At 59.7% G+C, this 19,389-nt stretch carries 15 protein-coding genes and 1 other RNA gene; 13 read left to right on the top strand and 3 right to left on the bottom strand.

What is annotated here, in order from left to right:
- Nucleotides 1-169 precede the first annotated feature (169 nt).
- From rimP to F506_RS05775, 11 genes are all read left to right on the top strand, one after another.
- Nucleotides 170-658, top strand: coding sequence for a ribosome maturation factor RimP (gene rimP / locus F506_RS05725; RefSeq protein WP_053195739.1), 489 nt, complete (start codon nucleotides 170-172; stop codon nucleotides 656-658).
- Entirely contained in the window at nucleotides 655-2,217 is a 1,563-nt protein-coding gene (gene nusA / locus F506_RS05730; RefSeq protein ID WP_053195740.1) for a transcription termination factor NusA, read from the top strand. The genes rimP and nusA overlap by 4 nt, the downstream gene beginning before the upstream one ends.
- A gap of 47 nt (nucleotides 2,218-2,264) precedes the next feature.
- Entirely contained in the window at nucleotides 2,265-5,132 is a 2,868-nt protein-coding gene (gene infB / locus F506_RS05735) for a translation initiation factor IF-2 (protein WP_053195741.1), read from the top strand.
- 123 nt (nucleotides 5,133-5,255) lie between these two features.
- Nucleotides 5,256-5,645, top strand: a complete 390-nt coding sequence (gene rbfA, locus F506_RS05740; protein ID WP_053195742.1) for a 30S ribosome-binding factor RbfA — start codon at nucleotides 5,256-5,258, stop codon at nucleotides 5,643-5,645.
- A 96-nt stretch (nucleotides 5,646-5,741) separates the two neighbouring features.
- Nucleotides 5,742-6,695, top strand: a complete 954-nt coding sequence (truB, locus tag F506_RS05745; protein WP_053195743.1) for a tRNA pseudouridine(55) synthase TruB — start codon at nucleotides 5,742-5,744, stop codon at nucleotides 6,693-6,695.
- A gap of 135 nt (nucleotides 6,696-6,830) precedes the next feature.
- Nucleotides 6,831-8,666: a translational GTPase TypA gene (gene typA / locus F506_RS05750; RefSeq protein ID WP_053201295.1), complete on the top strand. Its 1,836-nt coding sequence runs from the start codon at nucleotides 6,831-6,833 to the stop codon at nucleotides 8,664-8,666.
- Between the two features lie 539 nt (nucleotides 8,667-9,205).
- The gene (gene dusA, locus F506_RS05755; RefSeq protein WP_083457628.1) at nucleotides 9,206-10,213 is read left to right on the top strand and encodes a tRNA dihydrouridine(20/20a) synthase DusA; all 1,008 of its coding nucleotides are present in this window, start codon (nucleotides 9,206-9,208) and stop codon (nucleotides 10,211-10,213) included.
- A 97-nt stretch (nucleotides 10,214-10,310) separates the two neighbouring features.
- Entirely contained in the window at nucleotides 10,311-11,423 is a 1,113-nt protein-coding gene (ribBA, locus tag F506_RS05760; protein ID WP_053195745.1) for a bifunctional 3,4-dihydroxy-2-butanone-4-phosphate synthase/GTP cyclohydrolase II, read from the top strand.
- A 74-nt stretch (nucleotides 11,424-11,497) separates the two neighbouring features.
- Nucleotides 11,498-11,983, top strand: a complete 486-nt coding sequence (gene ribH, locus F506_RS05765) for a 6,7-dimethyl-8-ribityllumazine synthase (RefSeq protein WP_053195746.1) — start codon at nucleotides 11,498-11,500, stop codon at nucleotides 11,981-11,983.
- Between the two features lie 118 nt (nucleotides 11,984-12,101).
- Entirely contained in the window at nucleotides 12,102-12,569 is a 468-nt protein-coding gene (gene nusB, locus F506_RS05770; protein ID WP_053201297.1) for a transcription antitermination factor NusB, read from the top strand.
- Nucleotides 12,570-12,654: 85 nt separating this feature from the next.
- Nucleotides 12,655-13,833 (top strand): pyridoxal phosphate-dependent aminotransferase, encoded by a 1,179-nt coding sequence (locus tag F506_RS05775; RefSeq protein WP_053195747.1) that lies wholly within the window; start codon nucleotides 12,655-12,657, stop codon nucleotides 13,831-13,833.
- Between the two features lie 78 nt (nucleotides 13,834-13,911).
- Here F506_RS05775 and F506_RS05780 read toward each other — a convergent pair whose 3' ends face one another.
- The gene (locus F506_RS05780) at nucleotides 13,912-14,877 is read right to left on the bottom strand and encodes a transglycosylase SLT domain-containing protein (protein ID WP_053195748.1); all 966 of its coding nucleotides are present in this window, start codon (nucleotides 14,875-14,877) and stop codon (nucleotides 13,912-13,914) included.
- A gap of 462 nt (nucleotides 14,878-15,339) precedes the next feature.
- Here F506_RS05780 and ubiD point away from each other — a divergent pair, with 462 nt between their 5' ends.
- Both ubiD and ffs read left to right on the top strand, forming a co-directional pair.
- Nucleotides 15,340-16,824, top strand: a complete 1,485-nt coding sequence (gene ubiD / locus F506_RS05785; protein WP_053195749.1) for a 4-hydroxy-3-polyprenylbenzoate decarboxylase — start codon at nucleotides 15,340-15,342, stop codon at nucleotides 16,822-16,824.
- Nucleotides 16,825-16,965: 141 nt separating this feature from the next.
- Nucleotides 16,966-17,064: signal recognition particle sRNA small type (ffs, locus tag F506_RS22595), an RNA gene on the top strand.
- 198 nt (nucleotides 17,065-17,262) lie between these two features.
- Here ffs and F506_RS05790 read toward each other — a convergent pair.
- Together F506_RS05790 and F506_RS05795 are read right to left on the bottom strand one after the other, a co-directional pair.
- Complete coding sequence (locus tag F506_RS05790; protein ID WP_053195750.1) at nucleotides 17,263-18,645, bottom strand: heavy metal sensor histidine kinase; 1,383 nt, start codon at nucleotides 18,643-18,645, stop codon at nucleotides 17,263-17,265.
- Nucleotides 18,642-19,358, bottom strand: coding sequence for a heavy metal response regulator transcription factor (locus F506_RS05795; protein WP_053195751.1), 717 nt, complete (start codon nucleotides 19,356-19,358; stop codon nucleotides 18,642-18,644). The genes F506_RS05790 and F506_RS05795 overlap by 4 nt, the downstream gene beginning before the upstream one ends.
- Nucleotides 19,359-19,389: the final 31 nt, after the last annotated feature.

Genomic DNA, 19,389 nt, shown 5'->3' on the forward strand with positions numbered 1-19,389 from the left:
ATGCGCAAGTTAACGGGGTGTCTTCACGGCGAAATGCATGGTGAAGCGGCCTGTAGTTGAATAAACGATAAGAACGATGGGCAGATGCCCATTTTTTTTTTGCTGAACAAATTGACGTGTCTGCGCGGGTTGAATGAAATGCGCAGAAACGAAGTACGGAGAGATTTCCTTGCAATTGCTGGATCTGATTGAAACCACCCTGTCGGGCATGGGCTATGAACTGGTCGACCTCGAGAAAGCGGACCGCGGTCTGGTGCGCGTGTTTATCGACTTCCCGTTCGCCGATGCCGACAAGGGCCCGATCACGGTCGAGGATTGCGAAAAAGTCACGCATCAGCTGTTGCACGTGTTTACTGTTGAAAACGTTAACTACGAACGGCTGGAAGTCTCGTCCCCGGGGCTTGACCGTCCGCTGAAGAAGCTGAGCGACTACGTCCGCTTTGCCGATCAGGAAGCAGTCGTCAAGCTGCGCATGCCGATGCCGGGCGCAGCCAACCGCAAGTCGTTCCAAGGCATCTTGCGGGCGCCCGAGGGCGAGAATTTAAAACTGGAATTTGAAGCAAACGATGGGTCGGCAGCGTTGTTGGACTTTACGCTCGCCGATGTGGATAAGGCACGCCTGGTGCCGAAAGTGGATTTTAGGAGTCGCAAAGCATGAGTCGCGAAGTTTTGTTATTGGTCGATGCGCTGGCGCGCGAAAAGAACGTCGATAAGGATGTGGTCTTCGGAGCACTGGAGCATGCGCTCGCGCAAGCTACCAAGAAGCGCTACGAAGGCGAAGTCGACATCCGCGTGTCGATCGACCGCGAAAGTGGCGAATTCGAATCGTTCCGTCGCTGGCACGTGGTGCCTGACGAAGCAGGTTTGCAATTGCCCGACCAGGAAGTTTTGCACTTCGAAGCCAAGGAACAGATTCCTGACATCGCCGTCGATGAATACATCGAAGAGCCGATCGAGTCCGTGGAATTCGGCCGCCGTTTTGCCCAGGACACCAAGCAAGTGGTCCTGCAGCGCATCCGCGACGCTGAACGCGAACAGATTCTGGCCGACTTCCTCGAGCGCGGCGATTCGCTGGTGACCGGCACGATCAAGCGCATGGAACGCGGCGACGCCATCGTCGAATCCGGCAAGATCGAAGCCCGCCTGCCGCGCGACCAGACGATTCCAAAGGAAAACCTGCGTATCGGCGACCGCGTTCGCGCCTATATCCTGCGTATCGACCGCAACGCGCGCGGTCCGCAAGTGATCCTGTCGCGCAACGCGCCTGAATTCATCATGAAGCTGTTCGAGCTGGAAGTTCCGGAAATCGAACAAGGCTCGCTCGAAATCAAGTCGGCTGCACGCGACCCGGGCGTGCGCGCCAAGATCGCCGTCTTCACCAGCGACAAGCGCATCGATCCTATCGGCACCTGTGTCGGCATGCGCGGTTCGCGTGTACAGGCCGTGACCGGCGAATTGGGCGGCGAACGCGTCGACATCGTGCTGTGGTCGGAAGATCCGGCGCAATTCGTCATCGGCGCACTGGCCCCGGCCAACGTCACCTCGATCGTCGTGGATGAAGAAAAGCACGCCATGGACGTCGTCGTCGACGAAGAAAACCTGGCGATCGCCATCGGCCGCGGCGGCCAGAACGTACGCCTCGCAGCGGAACTGACCGGCTGGCAGATCAACATCATGACGGCGGAAGAATCGGCCGACAAATCGGCGCAGGAAACTGCTGCGATCCGCATCCTGTTTATGGAAAAGCTGGACGTCGACCAGGAAGTCGCCGACATCCTGGTGGAAGAAGGTTTCGCCAGCCTGGAAGAAATCGCTTACGTGCCGATCAACGAAATGCTCGAGATCGAATCCTTCGACGAAGAAACCGTCAACGAGCTGCGCAACCGCGCGCGCGATGCACTGGTGACCGAGGCGATTGCCTCCGAAGAAGGTCTGGAAGGCATGGACGAGGAACTGATCAATTTCGAAGAAATGGATCGTGTCGTGGCCGGCAAGCTGGGTCTGGCGGGCGTCAAGACCTTGCCTGCTTTCGCCGCACTGGCGTACGACGAGTTCGGCGCGATCCTGGCCCTCTCGGCCGAGCGCGCGCGCCAACTGATTGAGAATGAATTTGAAGATGTGACCGACGATGAAATGAAGCTCATCGATGCTAAATACGACGAGCGTGCCAAGGCACTGCAAGCCAAAGCATGGGCCACCGTGGAAGCAAAGCAGTAAGCGTCCAGGACCACATCATCGCCGAGCCACATAGAAAAGAGGACTGAATGGCAAGTAACAACGTAGCCCAATTTGCCACCGAGCTGAAAATGCCGGCGGATTTGCTACTGACCCAGCTGCGATCTGCGGGAGTTGAAAAAAGCTCCGAGTCCGATCCTTTGTCAAAAGAAGACAAGGACCGTTTGCTGGAGCATCTGCGTCGCGTGCGCGGAGCAGCTCCGGAAGGCGAGAAGAAAAAAATTACGCTGACCCGCAAGGAAACGACCGAAATCAAACAGGCCGATTCCACGGGCAAGTCGCGCACCATCCAGGTGGAAGTGCGCAAGAAGCGCACTTTCATCAAGCGCGACGAACCGACTGCGGACGAAACCGGCAAACCGGCGACAGCCGCAATCGAGCCGGCCGAAGCCGAACCGAGCGCCGAAGAAACACGTCATCAGGAAGAGCTGATCGCGCGTCAGGAAGCTGAACTGCGCGAGAAGCAGGAGCGTCTGGCGCAACTCGAAGCCGAGCGCGCTGCAGAAGCCAAGGCGGCTGAACTGGAAGCAAAGAAGGCTGAGCAGGAAGCCAAGCAAGCAGCTGAAGAAGAAGCGCGTCAGGCAGCTGCGGAAACTGCCGACAAGGCCAAGCCGAGCGCCGGCGCCGCTACTGCTCCTGTAGCGAAATCGGCAGAAGATGCTGCCGCTGAAGAGAAGAAGCGCGCTGCCGCCGAAGAAGCCAAGAAAAAGGTTGCCCAGGTCGCCAAGGAAGCCTCCGAGCGTGCGGCTGCCGCCGATCGCGCCCGCAAGGTCGTGGAAGACGAAGTCGCCCAGATCAAGGCCATGATGAATGCGCCGCGTCGCGTGATAAAGGCTCCCGAGCCTGCGCCCGCGGCTGCCACCAAGACTTCCGAAGGTACGCTGCACAAGCCTGCCGACAAGAAGCCGGGTGAAAAGAAAGACGACAAGAAGGCGCCGGTCGCGGTCGACAAGAAGTCGATCAAGTCGGCCAACGTATCGTCGACATGGCAGGACGACGCCAAGAAGCGCGGCACCGGCATGAAGACGCGCGGCAACACCGGCACCGGTGGCCGCGACGGCTGGCGTGCAGGTCCGAAGGGCCGTCGCAATTCGCATCACGACGACCACGAAAGCAATTTCCAGGCGCCGACCGAAGCGATCGTCAAGGATGTTCACGTCCCTGAAACGATCACCGTCGCCGAGATCGCACACAAGATGTCCGTCAAGGCTTCCGAAGTCATCAAGCATCTGATGAAGCTGGGCCAGATGGTCACCATCAACCAGGTGCTGGACCAGGAAACCGCCATGATCGTGGTGGAAGAAATGGGCCACCGCGCACATGCAGCCAAGCTGGATGATCCGGAAGCATTGCTGGAAGAAGGCGTCGAGCATCCTGATGCGGAACTGGTGGCGCGTGCGCCGGTGGTTACCGTCATGGGCCACGTCGACCACGGCAAGACATCGCTGCTGGATTACATCCGGCGCGCGAAGGTTGCATCCGGCGAAGCCGGCGGCATTACCCAGCACATCGGCGCATACCACGTGGAAACACCGCGCGGCATGATCACCTTCCTCGACACCCCGGGCCACGAAGCGTTTACCGCAATGCGTGCCCGTGGCGCCAAGGCAACCGACATCGTCATTCTGGTGGTGGCTGCCGACGACGGCGTGATGCCGCAAACGAAGGAAGCGATCGCTCACGCGAAGGCCGGCGGCGTGCCGCTGGTCGTGGCGATCAACAAGATCGACAAGCAGGGCGCCAATCTGGACCGCGTCAAGCAGGAACTGATTGCCGAAGGCGTCGTGCCGGAAGAATACGGCGGCGAAGCGCCATTCATCTCCGTGTCTGCGAAGACCGGCGAAGGCATCGACTCGCTGCTGGAAAACGTGCTGCTGCAAGCCGAAGTGCTGGAATTGAAAGCCGCCATCGACGTCCCGGCCAAGGGCCTGGTCATCGAAGCCAAGCTCGACAAGGGCCGCGGTCCTGTCGCCACGATCCTGGTGCAGTCCGGTACCCTGAAGCGCGGCGACGTCGTGCTGGCGGGTTCGGCTTATGGCCGCGTCCGCGCGATGCTGGACGAAAGCGGCAAGAGCATCACTGAAGCCGGTCCGTCGATTCCTGTCGAAATTCAGGGCTTGACCGAAGTGCCGAGCGCCGGTGAAGAAGTGCTGGTCATGTCCGACGAACGCAAGGCGCGTGAAATCGGTCTGTTCCGCCAAGGCAAGTTCCGCGACGTCAAGCTGGCCAAGCAACAGGCCGCGAAGCTGGAAAACATGTTCGACCAGATGGCCGAAGGCGAGGTCAAGAACCTGCCGATGATCATCAAGACCGACGTGCAAGGTTCGCAAGAAGCGCTGGTGCAATCGCTGCAAAAACTGTCCACCGCCGAAGTGCGTGTGCAGGTGGTGCATGCAGCGGTCGGCGGCATTTCCGAAAACGACGTCAACCTCGCGGTGGCATCGAAGGCGGTCATCATCGGCTTCAACACCCGTGCCGACGCTTCGGCCCGCAAGCTGGCCGAAGCCAATGGCGTGGACATCCGCTACTACAACATCATTTACGATGCCGTGGATGAAGTGAAGGCGGCGATGTCGGGCATGCTGGCGCCGGAGAAGCGCGAACAGGCCCTAGGTCTGGTCGAGATTCGCCAGGTGTTCGTGGTCAGCAAGGTCGGTTCGATCGCCGGCTGCTACGTGCTCGAAGGCCTGGTCAAGCGTGGTTCGCAAGTCCGTCTGCTGCGCAACAACGTGGTGCTCTGGACCGGCGAGCTGGATTCGCTCAAGCGCTTCAAGGACGACGTGAAGGAAGTCAAATCGGGCTTCGAGTGCGGTCTGTCGTTGAAGAACTACAACGATATCCAGGAAGGCGATCAGCTGGAAATCTTCGAAGTGCAGGAAGTCGCGCGCACTTTGTAATTTTCTCCGTCGTCACGAGGGCGGGTGTCTGCGCAGCAAACACCCGCCTTGTTTCATTCAACAGCATCACAGAATTTTTATGCCGTCCCGCTTTGGCGTGTCGGCCGAGGTCAGTAACCCAGCATGGCAAAACACAGCAAATCCATTCCCGGGCGCGGTTTGCGCGTCGCCGACCAGATCCAGCGCGATCTGTCGGAAATCATCGCATTCGAGTTGAAAGACCCGCGTGTGGGAATGATCACGATCACGGAAGTGCAAGTGACGCCGGACTATGCGCATGCCAAGGTTTTCTTTACGACCCTGAAGGACGACAAGCAGGCGATCCAGGACACGGTGACCGGCCTTTCGAAGGCTTCCGGTTTCTTGCGTGGACAATTGGGCCGCCGTCTGACGATTCACACCTTGCCCGATTTGCATTTCGTGCATGACAACTCGACGGCGCGCGGCATCGAAATGTCGCGCCTGATCGACGAGGCCAATGCGACCCGTGCCAAGGATGCCGACGAGAGCTGAGCGCGCTGCGGCGTCTGCGCCGCGTCAAACTTGCCAGTAATCGTCGCCGCATCGTTTCAAGCTGCATCGACTCAAGAATTCCCGGACTGAACAATCATGGCGCACTCATCGCCCCAACCATCCCGGCCGCCACGAGCGCCGCGCGTGCCTGTGCATGGCGTGCTGCTGCTGGACAAGCCGGTGGGCTGGTCCAGCAACGATGCGCTGATCAAGGCCAAGCGCCTGCTCAACGCCCTGAAAGCGGGGCATACCGGCACGCTCGACCCGTTCGCGACCGGTTTGCTGCCGCTCTGTTTTGGCGAGGCAACCAAGTTTTCGCAAGATTTGCTGGAAGCCGACAAGACTTATGAAGCCGTGGTCCACTTCGGCATCGTCACCAACACCGGCGACACCGAAGGCGAAGTACTGAGCACCAAGGCAGTCGACGTCACGCCGGAGCAGATCGAAGCCGTGCTGGAAAAATTCCGCGGTCCGATCGCCCAGGTGCCGCCCATGCATTCCGCGCTCAAGCGCGACGGCAAGCCGCTGTACGAATATGCGCGCGCCGGCATCATGCTGGAGCGCGAGGCGCGCCAGGTGACGATCCATCAGCTGGAACTGCTGTCGTACGAGGCGCCGTTCCTGCGCATTCGCGTGTTGTGCAGCAAGGGCACTTACATCCGCGTGCTCGGCGAAGATATCGGCGCCGCGCTCGGTTGCGGCGCGCATTTGAATCAGTTGCGCCGCACCGGCGTCGGCGCATTGACGCTGGACGGCAGCGTCACGCTTGATGAGTTCATCGCGCTGGAAGACGGCCAACGCACGCAGGCATTGTTGCCGGTGGATGGTTTGCTGACGACGTTTCCGGCGGTGATGCTCACGGATGTGCTGACGCAGCGCTTCCTTCACGGGCAGCGCCTGGCGCTCGGCAAGGAAGGTGTCGCATTGCCCGCAGAGTCAGGCCGGGCAAGGGTTTATCAGGAAAGCAGCGGGCGCCTTCTGGGCACCGGACTGATGCAGGAATTCGGCATACTGGCGCCGGAACGGCTGATTTCGACATTGTCGGAGTAGCGCAATTTTTGCTGTTGCCAGCCTTTGTATTGTGTACAGCAACTCTTTGAAATTATTAGGCTTTTTAAAGTTCGTGCGTCGCAACATGCTATAATGCGCGCCTCCCAGGATTCGGCAGACCAACTCAATTCAATCATGTCAAACAATAAACGCGCTATTCGTAACATCGCCATCATCGCCCACGTTGACCATGGCAAAACCACCCTCGTCGACCAGTTGCTGCGTCAGTCGGGCACCTTCCGCGACAACCAGCAGGTTGACGCCCGCGTGATGGACTCGAACGACATCGAAAAAGAACGCGGCATCACGATTCTGTCGAAGAACTGCGCCGTTGAGTACAAGGGCACGCACATCAACATCGTCGACACCCCGGGCCACGCCGACTTCGGCGGCGAAGTGGAACGCGTGCTGTCGATGGTCGACAGCGTGCTGTTGCTGGTCGATGCGCAAGAAGGTCCGATGCCGCAAACGCGTTTCGTGACACGTAAAGCACTGGCGCTGGGCCTGAAGCCTATCGTCGTGGTCAACAAGATCGACCGCGAAAACGCCGATCCGCAAAAGGCCGTCAACGCCACTTTCGAACTGTTCGACAAGCTCGGCGCAACCGACGAGCAACTGGATTTCCCTATCGTCTATGCATCCGGTTTCAAGGGTTATGCCGGTCTGGAAGACACCGTCCGCGAAGGCAACATGGAGCCGCTGTTCGACGCGATCCTGGAGCACGTTCCTGCGCGTGAAGATGACCCGGACGGTCCGCTGCAACTGCAAATCACTTCGCTGGAATACTCGTCCTACGTTGGCAAGATCGGCGTTGGCCGTATCCTGCGCGGTCGCGTGCGCGGCCTGCAAGACGTGGTCTGGATGAACGGTCCCGATGACAAGCCAACCAAGGCGCGCATCAACCAGGTGCTGACTTTCCGCGGCCTGGAGCGTGTGCAGGTTGAAGAAGCGCTGGCCGGCGACATCGTCCTGATCAACGGTATCGAAGAAATCAGCATCGGCTCCACCATCTGTGCTCCGGACACCCCGGAAGGCCTGCCGATGTTGAAGATCGACGAACCGACGCTGACCATGAACTTCATGGTCAACAGCTCGCCGCTGGCCGGCCGCGAAGGCAAGTTCGTGACTACGCGTCAGATCCGCGACCGTCTGGACCGCGAACTGAAATCCAACATGGCGCTGCGCGTCGTGCAGGCTGAAAACGACGATTCGACCTACGAAGTGTCGGGTCGCGGCGAATTGCATCTGACCATCCTGATCGAAAACATGCGTCGCGAAGGCTACGAGCTGGCCGTATCGCGTCCACGCGTGGTGTTCAAGATGGTTGACGGCGTGCGCCACGAGCCGTATGAAAACCTGACTGTCGACGTCGAAGAAACCAGCCAGGGCGGCGTGATGGAAGAACTCGGTCGCCGTCGCGGCGATCTGCAAAACATGGAACCGGACGGCAAGGGCCGCGTCCGCCTGGAATACCGTATTCCTGCGCGTGGCCTGATCGGCTTCCAGGGCGAATTCATGACGCTGACACGCGGCACCGGCCTGATGAGCCACGTGTTCGACGAATACGCACCGGTGGACAACAGCAAGGGTGAACTCGGCGGCCGTCGCAACGGCGTGCTGATTTCCCAGGATGACGGCGCTGCCGTTGCCTACGCGATCTGGAAACTGCAAGACCGCGGCCGCATGTTCGTCAGCCACAACGATCCGGTCTACGAAGGCATGATCATCGGTATCCACTCGCGCGACAACGATCTGGTCGTCAATCCGATCAAGGGCAAGCAGCTGACCAACGTGCGTTCGTCCGGTACCGACGAAGCAGTGCGCCTGGTCCCGCCGATCGAAATGTCGCTGGAATACGCGGTTGAATTCATCGACGACGACGAACTGGTCGAAGTCACGCCGAAAAGCATTCGTCTGCGCAAGCGTTTCCTGAAGGAACATGAGCGCAAGAAGGCATCGCGCGAAGCGTAATTGCTGTTGTAGCGAGGAAATGGCTGGAGCGGCAGGGCAGTACGCGGTGCTGATATTGTTTTGGTGAATACCTGATATCAGCACAATAAAGCGGACGACTATGATGCGGTGCGATATAGTTACACCTGTCTCCTCCAATTTCCTCCTAAAGAATTGGATTTAAGCCCGCAACCGAAAGGTCTGCGGGTTTTTTTTTACCCGAATTCTATTTCCCTGTTTTGCCGCCGGACAGCGTGTGGGCGCGGGAACGAGGGAAAAGGCGTTGCAAAATTGGAACGTTCGCGCCTGTTTTCTGAGGCTGGAAAACAGATAAGCACTTAAATTGTGCATTGCGAAATGACGAATGCTGGTTTGTGGTGCAGAATCACCCCCGCAGTATAAAAATCCTATCTCAAGAGGATAGAGGGGACACCAGCCCGCAACGTGCAAACGTTGCGGGCTTTCTATTTGTGGCGCGTATTCCGGCCACATTGCTTATAGTGCAGCAGGCCAGCCGTAAATGCGTCGCAGGCCCGCGTTGCTTATTTTTGATAGATACCATGTCTTACGGACCACGAACAATCAGCGTTGCGCCCATGATGGACTGGACCGACCGGCATTGCCGGCTGTTCCATCGCCAGATCACGCGGCACACTTGGCTGTATACCGAAATGGTCACCACCGGCGCCTTGCTGCACGGCGACGTGCCGCGCCATCTCGATTTCAACGAAGAAGAACATCCGGTTGCCCTGCAGCTTGGCGGCAGCGAGCCGGACGATCTGGCGAAAAGCGCCAGATTGGGCGAGCAGTGGGGGTATGACGAGATCAACCTCAACTGCGGCTGTCCTTCCGAGCGCGTGCAGAAGGGCGCGTTCGGCGCCTGCCTGATGGCCGAGCCGAAGCTGGTCGCCGACTGCGTCAAGGCGATGCGCGATGCCGTCGACATCGATGTTACCGTCAAGCATCGCATCGGCATCGACGACGTCGAGTCCTACGATTTCGTGCGCGACTTCGTCGGCACGATCGCCGACGCGGGTTGCAAGACTTTCGTCGTGCATGCGCGCAACGCCGTCCTCAAGGGGCTGAGCCCCAAGGAGAACCGCGAGATCCCGCCGCTCAAGTACGACTACGCTTATCGTCTCAAGAAAGACTTCCCGGCGCTGGAAATCCTCATCAACGGCGGCATCAAGACCGTGGCGGAAATCGACCTCCATCTGCAGCACGTCGACGGCGTCATGCTTGGCCGTGAGGCATATCACAATCCCTTCCTCATGGCCGGCTTCGACGCCCGCTATTACAGCCAACTCGACGGCGGCCTGCAACCCACGCGCAACGCGGTCATCGCGGTGATGGTGGAATACGCGCGGGCGCAGCTGACGGCGCACGGCGACGGCGGCAAGGGCCTGCGCCTGAACAGCATCACCCGCCACATGCTGGGCCTGATGGCAGGTCTGCCGGGCGCGCGCGCCTTTCGCCAGACTTTGTCGGATTCCAAGCGGCTGGCGCTGGGCGACCCGGCGCTGCTGATGGAAGCCTTGTCGCACACGCAACTGGTGACGCTGGAATAAGCCGGCATCCGGGCCGTACTTGCTTGCCAATGCAGGCAATCAGGCAAAAAAACGCCCGCAAATCCTTTAAAATACGGGGCTATAGAGGGAAATCGTTATGCCTATCGCAACAACAGAAGAAATCGTCGCCGAACTGCGCGCCGGACGCATGGTCATCCTGGTCGACGAAGAAGACCGTGAAAATGAAGGCGACCTTGTGCTCGCCACAGATTTTGTCACGCCTGAAGCCATCAACTTCATGGTCAAGCATGCGCGCGGCCTGGTGTGCCTGACGCTGACCGAAGAGCATTGCGACCGTCTCGACCTGTCGATGATGTCGACTCGCAATGGGACCCAGTTCGGCACCAATTTCACCGTCTCGATCGAAGCCGCCGAAGGTGTCACCACCGGTATCTCCGCCGCCGATCGCGCACGCACGATTCAAGTTGCCGCCGCCAAGAATGCGGTGCCGGCCGACATCGTGCAGCCTGGTCATATTTTTCCGCTGCGCGCGCAAAAGGGCGGCGTGCTGATGCGCGCCGGCCATACCGAAGCCGGTTGCGACCTGACCCAGATGGCGGGCCTGACACCGGCCGCCGTGATCTGCGAAATCCTCAAGGATGACGGCACCATGGCGCGCCTGCCGGACCTGCTCGAATTCGCCGAAGAACACAAGCTCAAGATCGGCACCATTGCCGACCTGATCCATTACCGCAGCCAGCACGAAAGCATCATCGAGCGCGTCGCCGAGCGCGAGATGCACACCGTGCACGGCTCGTTCAAGGCCATTGCCTACCGCGATACGCCAAGCGGCGGCGCCCACCTGGCGCTGGTGCATGGCGACATTCGTCCGGGTGAAGAGACGCTGGTGCGCGTGCATCAACCGGTCTCGATCCTTGACCTGCTGGAAAGCAAGGCCACCACCCACTCGTGGAACATGGCCTCGGCCATGGCTGCGATCAAGGCGGCGCCAAGCGGCGTCGTGGTGCTGCTCAATTGCGAAGAATCAGCCGACCAGATGTTTGCCCAGTTCGCCGCGCTCAACAATGTGCAGGCGGCCAAGCCGGCCCGCGCCGACCGCCTCGATCTGCGCACTTACGGTATCGGCGCGCAAATTCTCAAGGACCTCGGCGTATGCAAGATGCAGCTGCTGGCCAGCCCGCGCAAGATGCCGTCGATGACCGGTTTCAACCTCGAAGTCACCGGCTATCGCGCCAAGCCGGACGCCTGACCGACAGTACCGTCCGCAATGCATCGCGGCACACTCACACTCACACAACGCAAGTTTGCGTATAAGGAAAAGCCATGACTATTGGTACTTACGAATCGGATCTGAATGGCGAAGGCTTGCGCATCGGCATCGTCCAGGCGCGTTTCAACGAAGACGTCTGCCACGGCTTGCTGGCCTCGTGCCTGGCTGAGCTCAAGCATCTCGGCGTGCAGGATGAAGACATCCTCCATGTCAGCGTGCCGGGCGCGCTGGAAATTCCGCTGGCCCTGCAGAAGATGGCGGAGACCGACCAGTTCGATGCGCTGATCGCATTGGGCGCGGTGATCCGCGGCGAGACCTATCACTTTGAACTGGTGTCGAACGAATCGGGCGCAGGCATCACGCGCGTCGGCCTCGACGCCGGCATTCCGATCGCCAACGCCGTACTGACCACCGAAAACGACGAACAAGCCGAAGCGCGCATGGCGGTCAAGGGCGCCGATGCCGCCCGCGTCGCCGTCGAGATGGCCAACCTGTCGCTGGCGCTGGACGAACTCGCGCAAGTGGCTGAAGAAGAATAAGCAGGCAGGCCGGCCGGTCGTCGTCGCGTGTTTTGCGGCGAAGACCGACGGCGCAATGGATTGCTGATTGCGCGCCTGTTTCGATTTTTGCATTGACCCCGGTTTCCTCATTTTTATCATGACCAATAAAATTCAACACGCCAACCCGAGCAAGAACCGTACGCCGCGTCACCGCGCCCGCGAGTTCGCGTTGCAGGGCCTGTATCAATGGCTGCTCAACAATGAGGACGCCGGCGCGATCGAAGCGCACATCCGTGAAGCGCACGGTTTCGACAAGGCCGACGCCGAGCATTTCGACGTCTTGCTGTACGGTGCGATCAAACAGGCGCCGCAGCTGCGCACCGACCTGGCGCCGTTGATCGATCGCGCCATCACGGAGCTGTCGCCGGTGGAACACGCCGCGCTGCTGATCGGCGCCTTCGAGCTGAAGAACAATCTTGAGATTCCGTATCGCGTGGTCATCAACGAAGCCGTTGAGCTGACCAAGTCGTTTGGCGGCATTGACGGCCACAAATACGTCAACGGCGTGCTCGACCGTTTCGCCGCCAAGGCGCGCGAAGTCGAAGTAGGCGCCGGCCGCCGCTGATCCCGTCGCTGTTGTTCACGTCGCGCTGCATGGAACTGCATGCAGCGCTGCGATCCCCGCAGTCCTTCCTTTTGCGCACCGTTCCATGAGCTTTCACGATCTCGCTTCTCGCCTGCAAAACATCGCACCCTTCCATGTGATGGAACTGGGCAAGATGGCCGCTGCCCTGGAGCAACAAGGCAATCACATCATCCACATGGGCATCGGCGAACCCGACTTCACCGCTGCGCCCGCCGTTGTTGCCGCTGCGACACAAGCGATGGCCGACGGCAAGATGCAATACACCTCGGCAACAGGTTTGCCGGCCTTGCGAGAAGCGATCTCAGCGCATTATCAGCGCGTGTACGGGTTTGACATCGCGCCATCGCGAATTATCGTCACAGCGGGCGCCTCAGCGGCCCTGTTGCTTGCCTGTGCCGCGTTGGTGGAGAAGGGGAGCGAAGTATTGATGCCGGATCCTTCGTATCCGTGCAACCGCCATTTCGTCGCCGCCTTCGAAGGCAGCGCCAAATTGATCGAAAGCGGACCGGAACATCGCTTCCAGTTGTCTGCCGGCATGGTTCAGGAACATTGGTCGGCGGCAACCAAAGGCGTGTTGCTGGCATCACCCTCGAATCCGACCGGCACCTCGATCCTGCCCGAGGAATTGAAGAAAATCGTTGACGTCGTGCGCGGGAAAAAAGGATTCACCATCGTCGATGAAATCTACCAGGGCCTGTCGTACGAAGGCGCGCCGTTCTCGGCGCTGTCGCTCGGCGAAGACGTCATCGTCATCAACAGTTTTTCCAAATACTTCAACATGACCGGCTGGCGTCTCGGCTGGCTTGTGTTGCCCGAGAGCCTGGTGCCGCACGTCGAGAAGCTGGCGCAGAATCTGTTCATCTGCGCCTCGTCGATTGCGCAGCACGCCGGCGTTGCCTGTTTCGCGCCGGAGTCGATCGCACTGTATGAAGAACGCAAGGCCGAATTCAAACGCCGCCGCGATTACATCGTGCCGCAACTCGAACGACTCGGCTTCAAGGTGCCAGTGATGCCGGACGGCGCGTTCTACGTGTATGCAGATTGCAGCGCACTCAGCGACGATGCCGACGCCTTTACCATCGACATGCTCAACAAGGCCGGCGTGGTGCTGGTGCCGGGACTTGATTTCGGCCCGGCTACGGCGCGTCGCTACATCCGCTTGTCGTATGCGACGTCGATGGAGAATCTGCAGGAGGCGGTGCAGCGGCTGGAGAAATATCTGGCTCAACGCAAGGCCGCTTGATGCGTCGGGATCATTGATTGCGCAGAAAATGAAAAAGGAGCCGGTTGGCTCCTTTTTCATTGGCGTTGCCGGAGTAAATTACAGCGCAGCGATTTCTTCGGTAACGGTCGGGCCTTGCTTCTTCGGCGCGGCGGAAGCCATGTCGCCGATGGCAGTAGGCTTGGCTTGCGCCGGCACCGATGGTGCAGCCGGGCGTGGCGCCGGTTTGATCAGCGCGGTGGTGAAGATCGAGACGTTCTTGCCGACCGCGACTTCCTTCAGGTTCTGATATTCGGACAGAACCTTGAGGCCGTAGCCGCCGTCGTTGTCCATCTCGGCTGCGCCGACGTAGCTCTTCAGGCCGGCTTCCACCGAACCGCCGCGCGTCACGTATTCCTTCAGGATCAGCGAGCCGACCTTGATGTTGGCGACCGGATTGAGCGCCGCCTTGACGCCGCCCAGTTCCTGGAACTTGTCGTGATGGACCTTCGACATGACCTGCATCAGGCCTTGCGCGCCCATCGGGCTTTCCGCGAACGGATTGAAGCGCGATTCGATTGCCATCACGGCCAGGATCAGCAGCGGATCGAGCTTGATGTCGCGTGCCGTCAGATACGCAGCGGACACCAGCATGTCGGTGGCGTCGCCGGCAACGCGGTAACGCTTGGACAGCCAGGTGGTTACCAGCTTCTGTTGACGCGGCGTGCCAAGCATCTTGCGTTCTTCATCGCTGAGCGGGATGGCCGCAGCGGCAGGAGCTGTTGTGGCAGTCAGCGCCGGCGCCGGCGTATCCATCAGGTTGGTCAGCGGCGGCGCTTCTGGCGCTGCCTCTTCAACCTGACCGTCCGAGAAAGGCGACAGGGCGATGATTTTGTCGGCGAAATCCGGGTTGAAGAACATCATGCCCAGAACGAACAGTGCAGCGATGCCGACCAGAGTCAGGGCATAGTGCGCTGCGGTAAAAAAGCGACCGATGCGGCTAGGAATGGACTTCGCCCATTGCGCCGACTGATCAACCATATCCGAGGCGGCGCTTAACGGCGCCTCTATGGGTTGGTTTAACATTGAACCTCCTGAATGTTGCAAATTACATAGTGCAAAACCGGCCAAGAGTGAAAAACCGGATTACTGGCTACATGCATCACAATCAAAAAACTGCCGTCGCAAGGCGTTACGGCAAGCTTGGGGTTGTTTGCGGTTACTGCAGGGCCGGTGGCTCCTGTGCAGTGCAAAACAACCATGTTCGGGGGAGAAGGCTGACGCCTTTTGACAACACTCCTTAAAATGCCAGTGGGACCCCGTTCCCGTGAAACCTTGTGAGCTGATTCGGGTTCCTGACCCGGCTCCTTTAATCAAGGTGCGCGAATTGTAGAAGCCACTTTATATCAAGTCAATACTATTAAATCGATTTAATATAACTTTTAAGTCTTATTTTTGGAGGGGTATGCCGCCAAAAATCAATAGAATCAACCGTTTGCCCGGTCTACCTCACCTAAGGGCTGTATTACAGAAATCCAGCGAAAAAAAATGAAATATTCAGATTTACGCGATTTTATTTCGCAGCTGCAACTTTCCGGCGAATTAAAACGCGTCTCCACGCCGGTGTCTCCCTACCTCGAAATCACCGAAATCTGCGATCGCACCTTGCGGGCCTCTGGTCCGGCGCTGATTTTCGACAAGGTCGAGGGCAAAAATATCCCGGTGCTGGCGAATCTTTTCGGCACACCGCGCCGCGTGGCGCTTGGCATGGGGGCAGAAGATGTCAGCGAGCTCAGACGCATCGGCCATTTGCTGGCGAAGCTGAAAGAGCCGGAGCCGCCGAAAGGCTTCAAGGACGTCATGGGGCTCGGCACCCTGGTCAAGTCGCTGTGGGACATGGCGCCCAAGGAGCAGCGCTCGGCGCCGTGCCAGGACATCGTCTGGGAAGGCAACGACGTCGACCTCGACCGGCTGCCGATTCAGCACTGCTGGCCGGGTGACGTCGCACCTCTTATTACATGGGGCCTGGTGATTACCAAAGGTCCCAACAAGAAGCGCCAGAATCTCGGCATCTATCGCCAGCAGGTCCTCGGCCGCAACAAGGTCATCATGCGCTGGCTGGCGCATCGCGGCGGCGCGCTCGACTTCCGCGAGCACTGCATCGCCAATCCCGGCAAGCCATATCCGATCGCCGTCGCACTCGGCGCCGATCCCGCCACTATATTAGGAGCAGTCACGCCGGTGCCGGACAGCTTGTCCGAATACCAGTTCGCCGGCTTGCTGCGCGGCAGCCGCACCGAACTGGTCAAGGCCATCGGCAGCGAACTGCGCGTGCCGGCCTCGGCCGAGATCGTGCTGGAAGGGCATATCTATCCCGATGAATCCCATCCTTCCGGCTACGAGCATGCGCTCGAGGGGCCGTACGGCGACCACACCGGTTATTACAATGAGCAGGACTGGTTCCCGGTCTTCACGATCGACCGCATCACCATGCGCCGCGATCCGATCTACCACTCCACCTATACCGGCAAACCGCCCGATGAGCCGGCCGTGCTGGGTGTCGCGCTGAACGAGGTATTCATCCCGCTGCTGCAAAAGCAGTTCAGCGAAATCACCGATTTCTATTTGCCGCCGGAAGGCTGCAGCTACCGCATGGCGGTGGTGCAGATGAAGAAGTCCTACGCCGGCCACGCCAAGCGGGTGATGTTCGGCGTGTGGAGTTTTCTGCGCCAGTTCATGTATACCAAGTTCATCGTGGTGGTCGATGAGGACGTCGACATCCGCGACTGGAAAGAAGTGATCTGGGCCATCACCACCCGCGTCGATCCGGTGCGCGACACCGTGATGGTGGACAATACGCCGATCGACTATCTCGACTTCGCGTCGCCAGTCAGCGGCCTGGGTAGCAAGATGGGCATCGATGCCACCAACAAGTGGCCCGGTGAAACCAATCGCGAATGGGGCACCACCATCGCCATGACGGACGCGGTCAAGAAACGTGTGGACAGCATCTGGAGCGAACTGGGAATCTGATGCAGATAAATTGCGCTGCATTGGCGTGCACCGCAATTTATCCTGTCTGAGAAGCTGTTCACTGCCTCGCAGAAGGATCGCGAACAGCTTCTGAGCGAACAGCGCTCGCACCGGCCGCGCAGATGAGGTACAATTCCAGCCGGCGGGCCCCTGCGCATTGTGGCATGGTCAACCTGGTCAGGTCGGGAACGAAGCAGCCACAGCCATTTCCTGCAAGTGCCGCAGACAAGGCTCGCCTCTTCCTTCAGTTTTTCTCGGGAAGCATTCCACAAGTCGCCGACGACGCAGTTCATTCAGTCGCCGACACTCCTGTTTCAAATCCACAAAAATATCAAAGCCGCTCACAAAGCGCCGCTGGCAAGGCGCGCCGACGCAGACAGTACGAATGTACGGCAAGGAGAAGCAACGCCGCCAGCGGTGGTTTGTGAGTGGCGCCAGTTAAGCCGCTTTGCCGCCGACGGTAAAGCCTATCGTGGTCTTGCCGCTCTTGCTGCTGGCGAACGCGGTGCCGCCATGCATCAGCGCAATCGCCTTGACGATCGCCAGGCCGAGGCCGTGGCCGTGTACGCCGTCGAAGTCGCGGCGTGCGCTGTCGACACGGTAGAAGCGGTCGAACAGGCGCGGCAAATGGCGTTGTTCAATCGGTTCGCCCGGATTGGAAACTGCCACCTGGACGTCTTGCTGTTGCGCATCGATCGATACAGTGATGCGCGCGCCGGCAGGAGAATGCTGGATGGCGTTTTGCAGCAGATTGGTCAGCGCGCGGCGGAACAGCGCGGTCTCGATCATCGACTTCGCATCGACGTCGCCGACCACTTCCACGCTCATCTGCATCTCGTCGAGCACGAACTCGAAGAACTCGATGGTCTTTTGCACCTCGTCGGCAATCGCCGTGTGTACCAGGCTGGTGGCGGCTTCGCCCTGATCGCAGCGGGCCAGGAACAGCATGTCGTTGATGATCGAACGCAGGCGGTCGAGCTCTTCCAGATTCGATTGCAGCACGGTCTCGAATTCCGGCGCGCTGCGCTCGCGTGACAAGGCCACCTGGGTTTCGCCGATCAGATTGGCCAGCGGCGTGCGCAACTCGTGCGCGACGTCGGCGTTGAAGGCCTCCAGTTGCTTGTAGGCGTTTTCCATGCGGTCCAGCGCGCCGTTGAAGGCTTGCGCCAGGTCCGACAACTCATCCGGCAGCGCCGATACGGCGAGCCGTTCGGACAGGGTTTGCGGACTCAGGGTCTGCGCCTTGTCGGACATTTTCTTGAGCGGCTGCAAGCCGGCGCGCGCAATCCAGTACCCGAACAGGATCACCAGGAGAATCCCCGCCAGCGACAGCCCGATCATGGCCGCCACGAAGGTGCGCAGCGTTTCAAAATAAGGTTCGGTGTCGACGCCGATGGTGAGGCGGATCGCCGGGCGGTCGAGATAGGCCGGCAATACCTTGGTCAGCGTGTGCAGCGGGAACTCCTTGCCCTTGATGCGCAGGCGGCCGATGTTGTTGGGGTCATAGTCGAAGTCGTGCAGCTCGGCGAGGTCCTTGCCGTAGCTGAACCGGGGATCGTCGCTGAATACCCAGAAACGCACTTTGCCGTCGGCCGGGGTCAGCGTGTCCAGCTTGGTCTGTACGCGCGCCCAGCGGTCCACCGTGCCGACGCGCGAGACCATGTATTCGATGTCGTTGAAGGTCGTCACCAGACCGTCGCGCTCGTGGCGCAGCAGCTCGTTCTTGACCACGGCGTACAGCACGCCGCCGATCAGCGAAAAGATAATCAGCGCTGCAGCCGCAAACATCATGACCAGCCGCGCAATGATGGAATGCTTCATCCGTCTTCCTCGTGTTCATCGTGTTCCGGCAGCGGAGCTTCCGACGCACGCGGCTCCAGTACATAGCCCATGCCGCGTATCGTATGCAGCAATTTCTGGCCGAACGGCGCGTCGATCTTGGCGCGCAGGCGCTTGATCGCGACCTCGACGACGTTGGTGTTGCTGTCGAAATTCATATCCCACACCAGCTCGGCAATCGCCGTCTTGGACAGGATTTCGCCCTGGCGCCGCGCCATGATCGCCAGCAGCGCGAACTCCTTGGCGGTCAGGTCGATGCGGGTGTTGCTACGGTAAGCCTTGCGGCTGAGCAGATCGATCTGCAAGTCGCCGATGCGCAGCTGCGCCGGCTCCTGCGCGCGGCCGCGCCGCGTCAATGCCTGCAAGCGCGCCAGCAGTTCGAGGAAGGAAAACGGCTTGATCAGGTAATCGTCGGCGCCGTCGTGCAAGCCCTTGATGCGGTCTTCCACGCGGTCGCGCGCGGTCAGCATGATGACCGGCGTCTGCTTGACGGTACGTAGCGAACGCAGCACCGAGAAACCGTCCAGCCCCGGCAGCATGACGTCCAGCACGATCACATCGTAATCATGCTGAATCGCCAGATGCTGGCCGTCGATGCCGTTGGCGGCCAGATCCACGGTGCAACCCTGCTCGGTCAATCCCTTGCAGAGATACTCCGCCATCTTGTGCTCATCTTCGACAATCAGAATTTTCATTCCTGCTCCAGGTACCGCGTTCATGGACATC

Source organism: Herbaspirillum hiltneri N3 (genome assembly GCF_001267925.1).
Taxonomy (GTDB): domain Bacteria; phylum Pseudomonadota; class Gammaproteobacteria; order Burkholderiales; family Burkholderiaceae_D; genus Herbaspirillum; species Herbaspirillum hiltneri.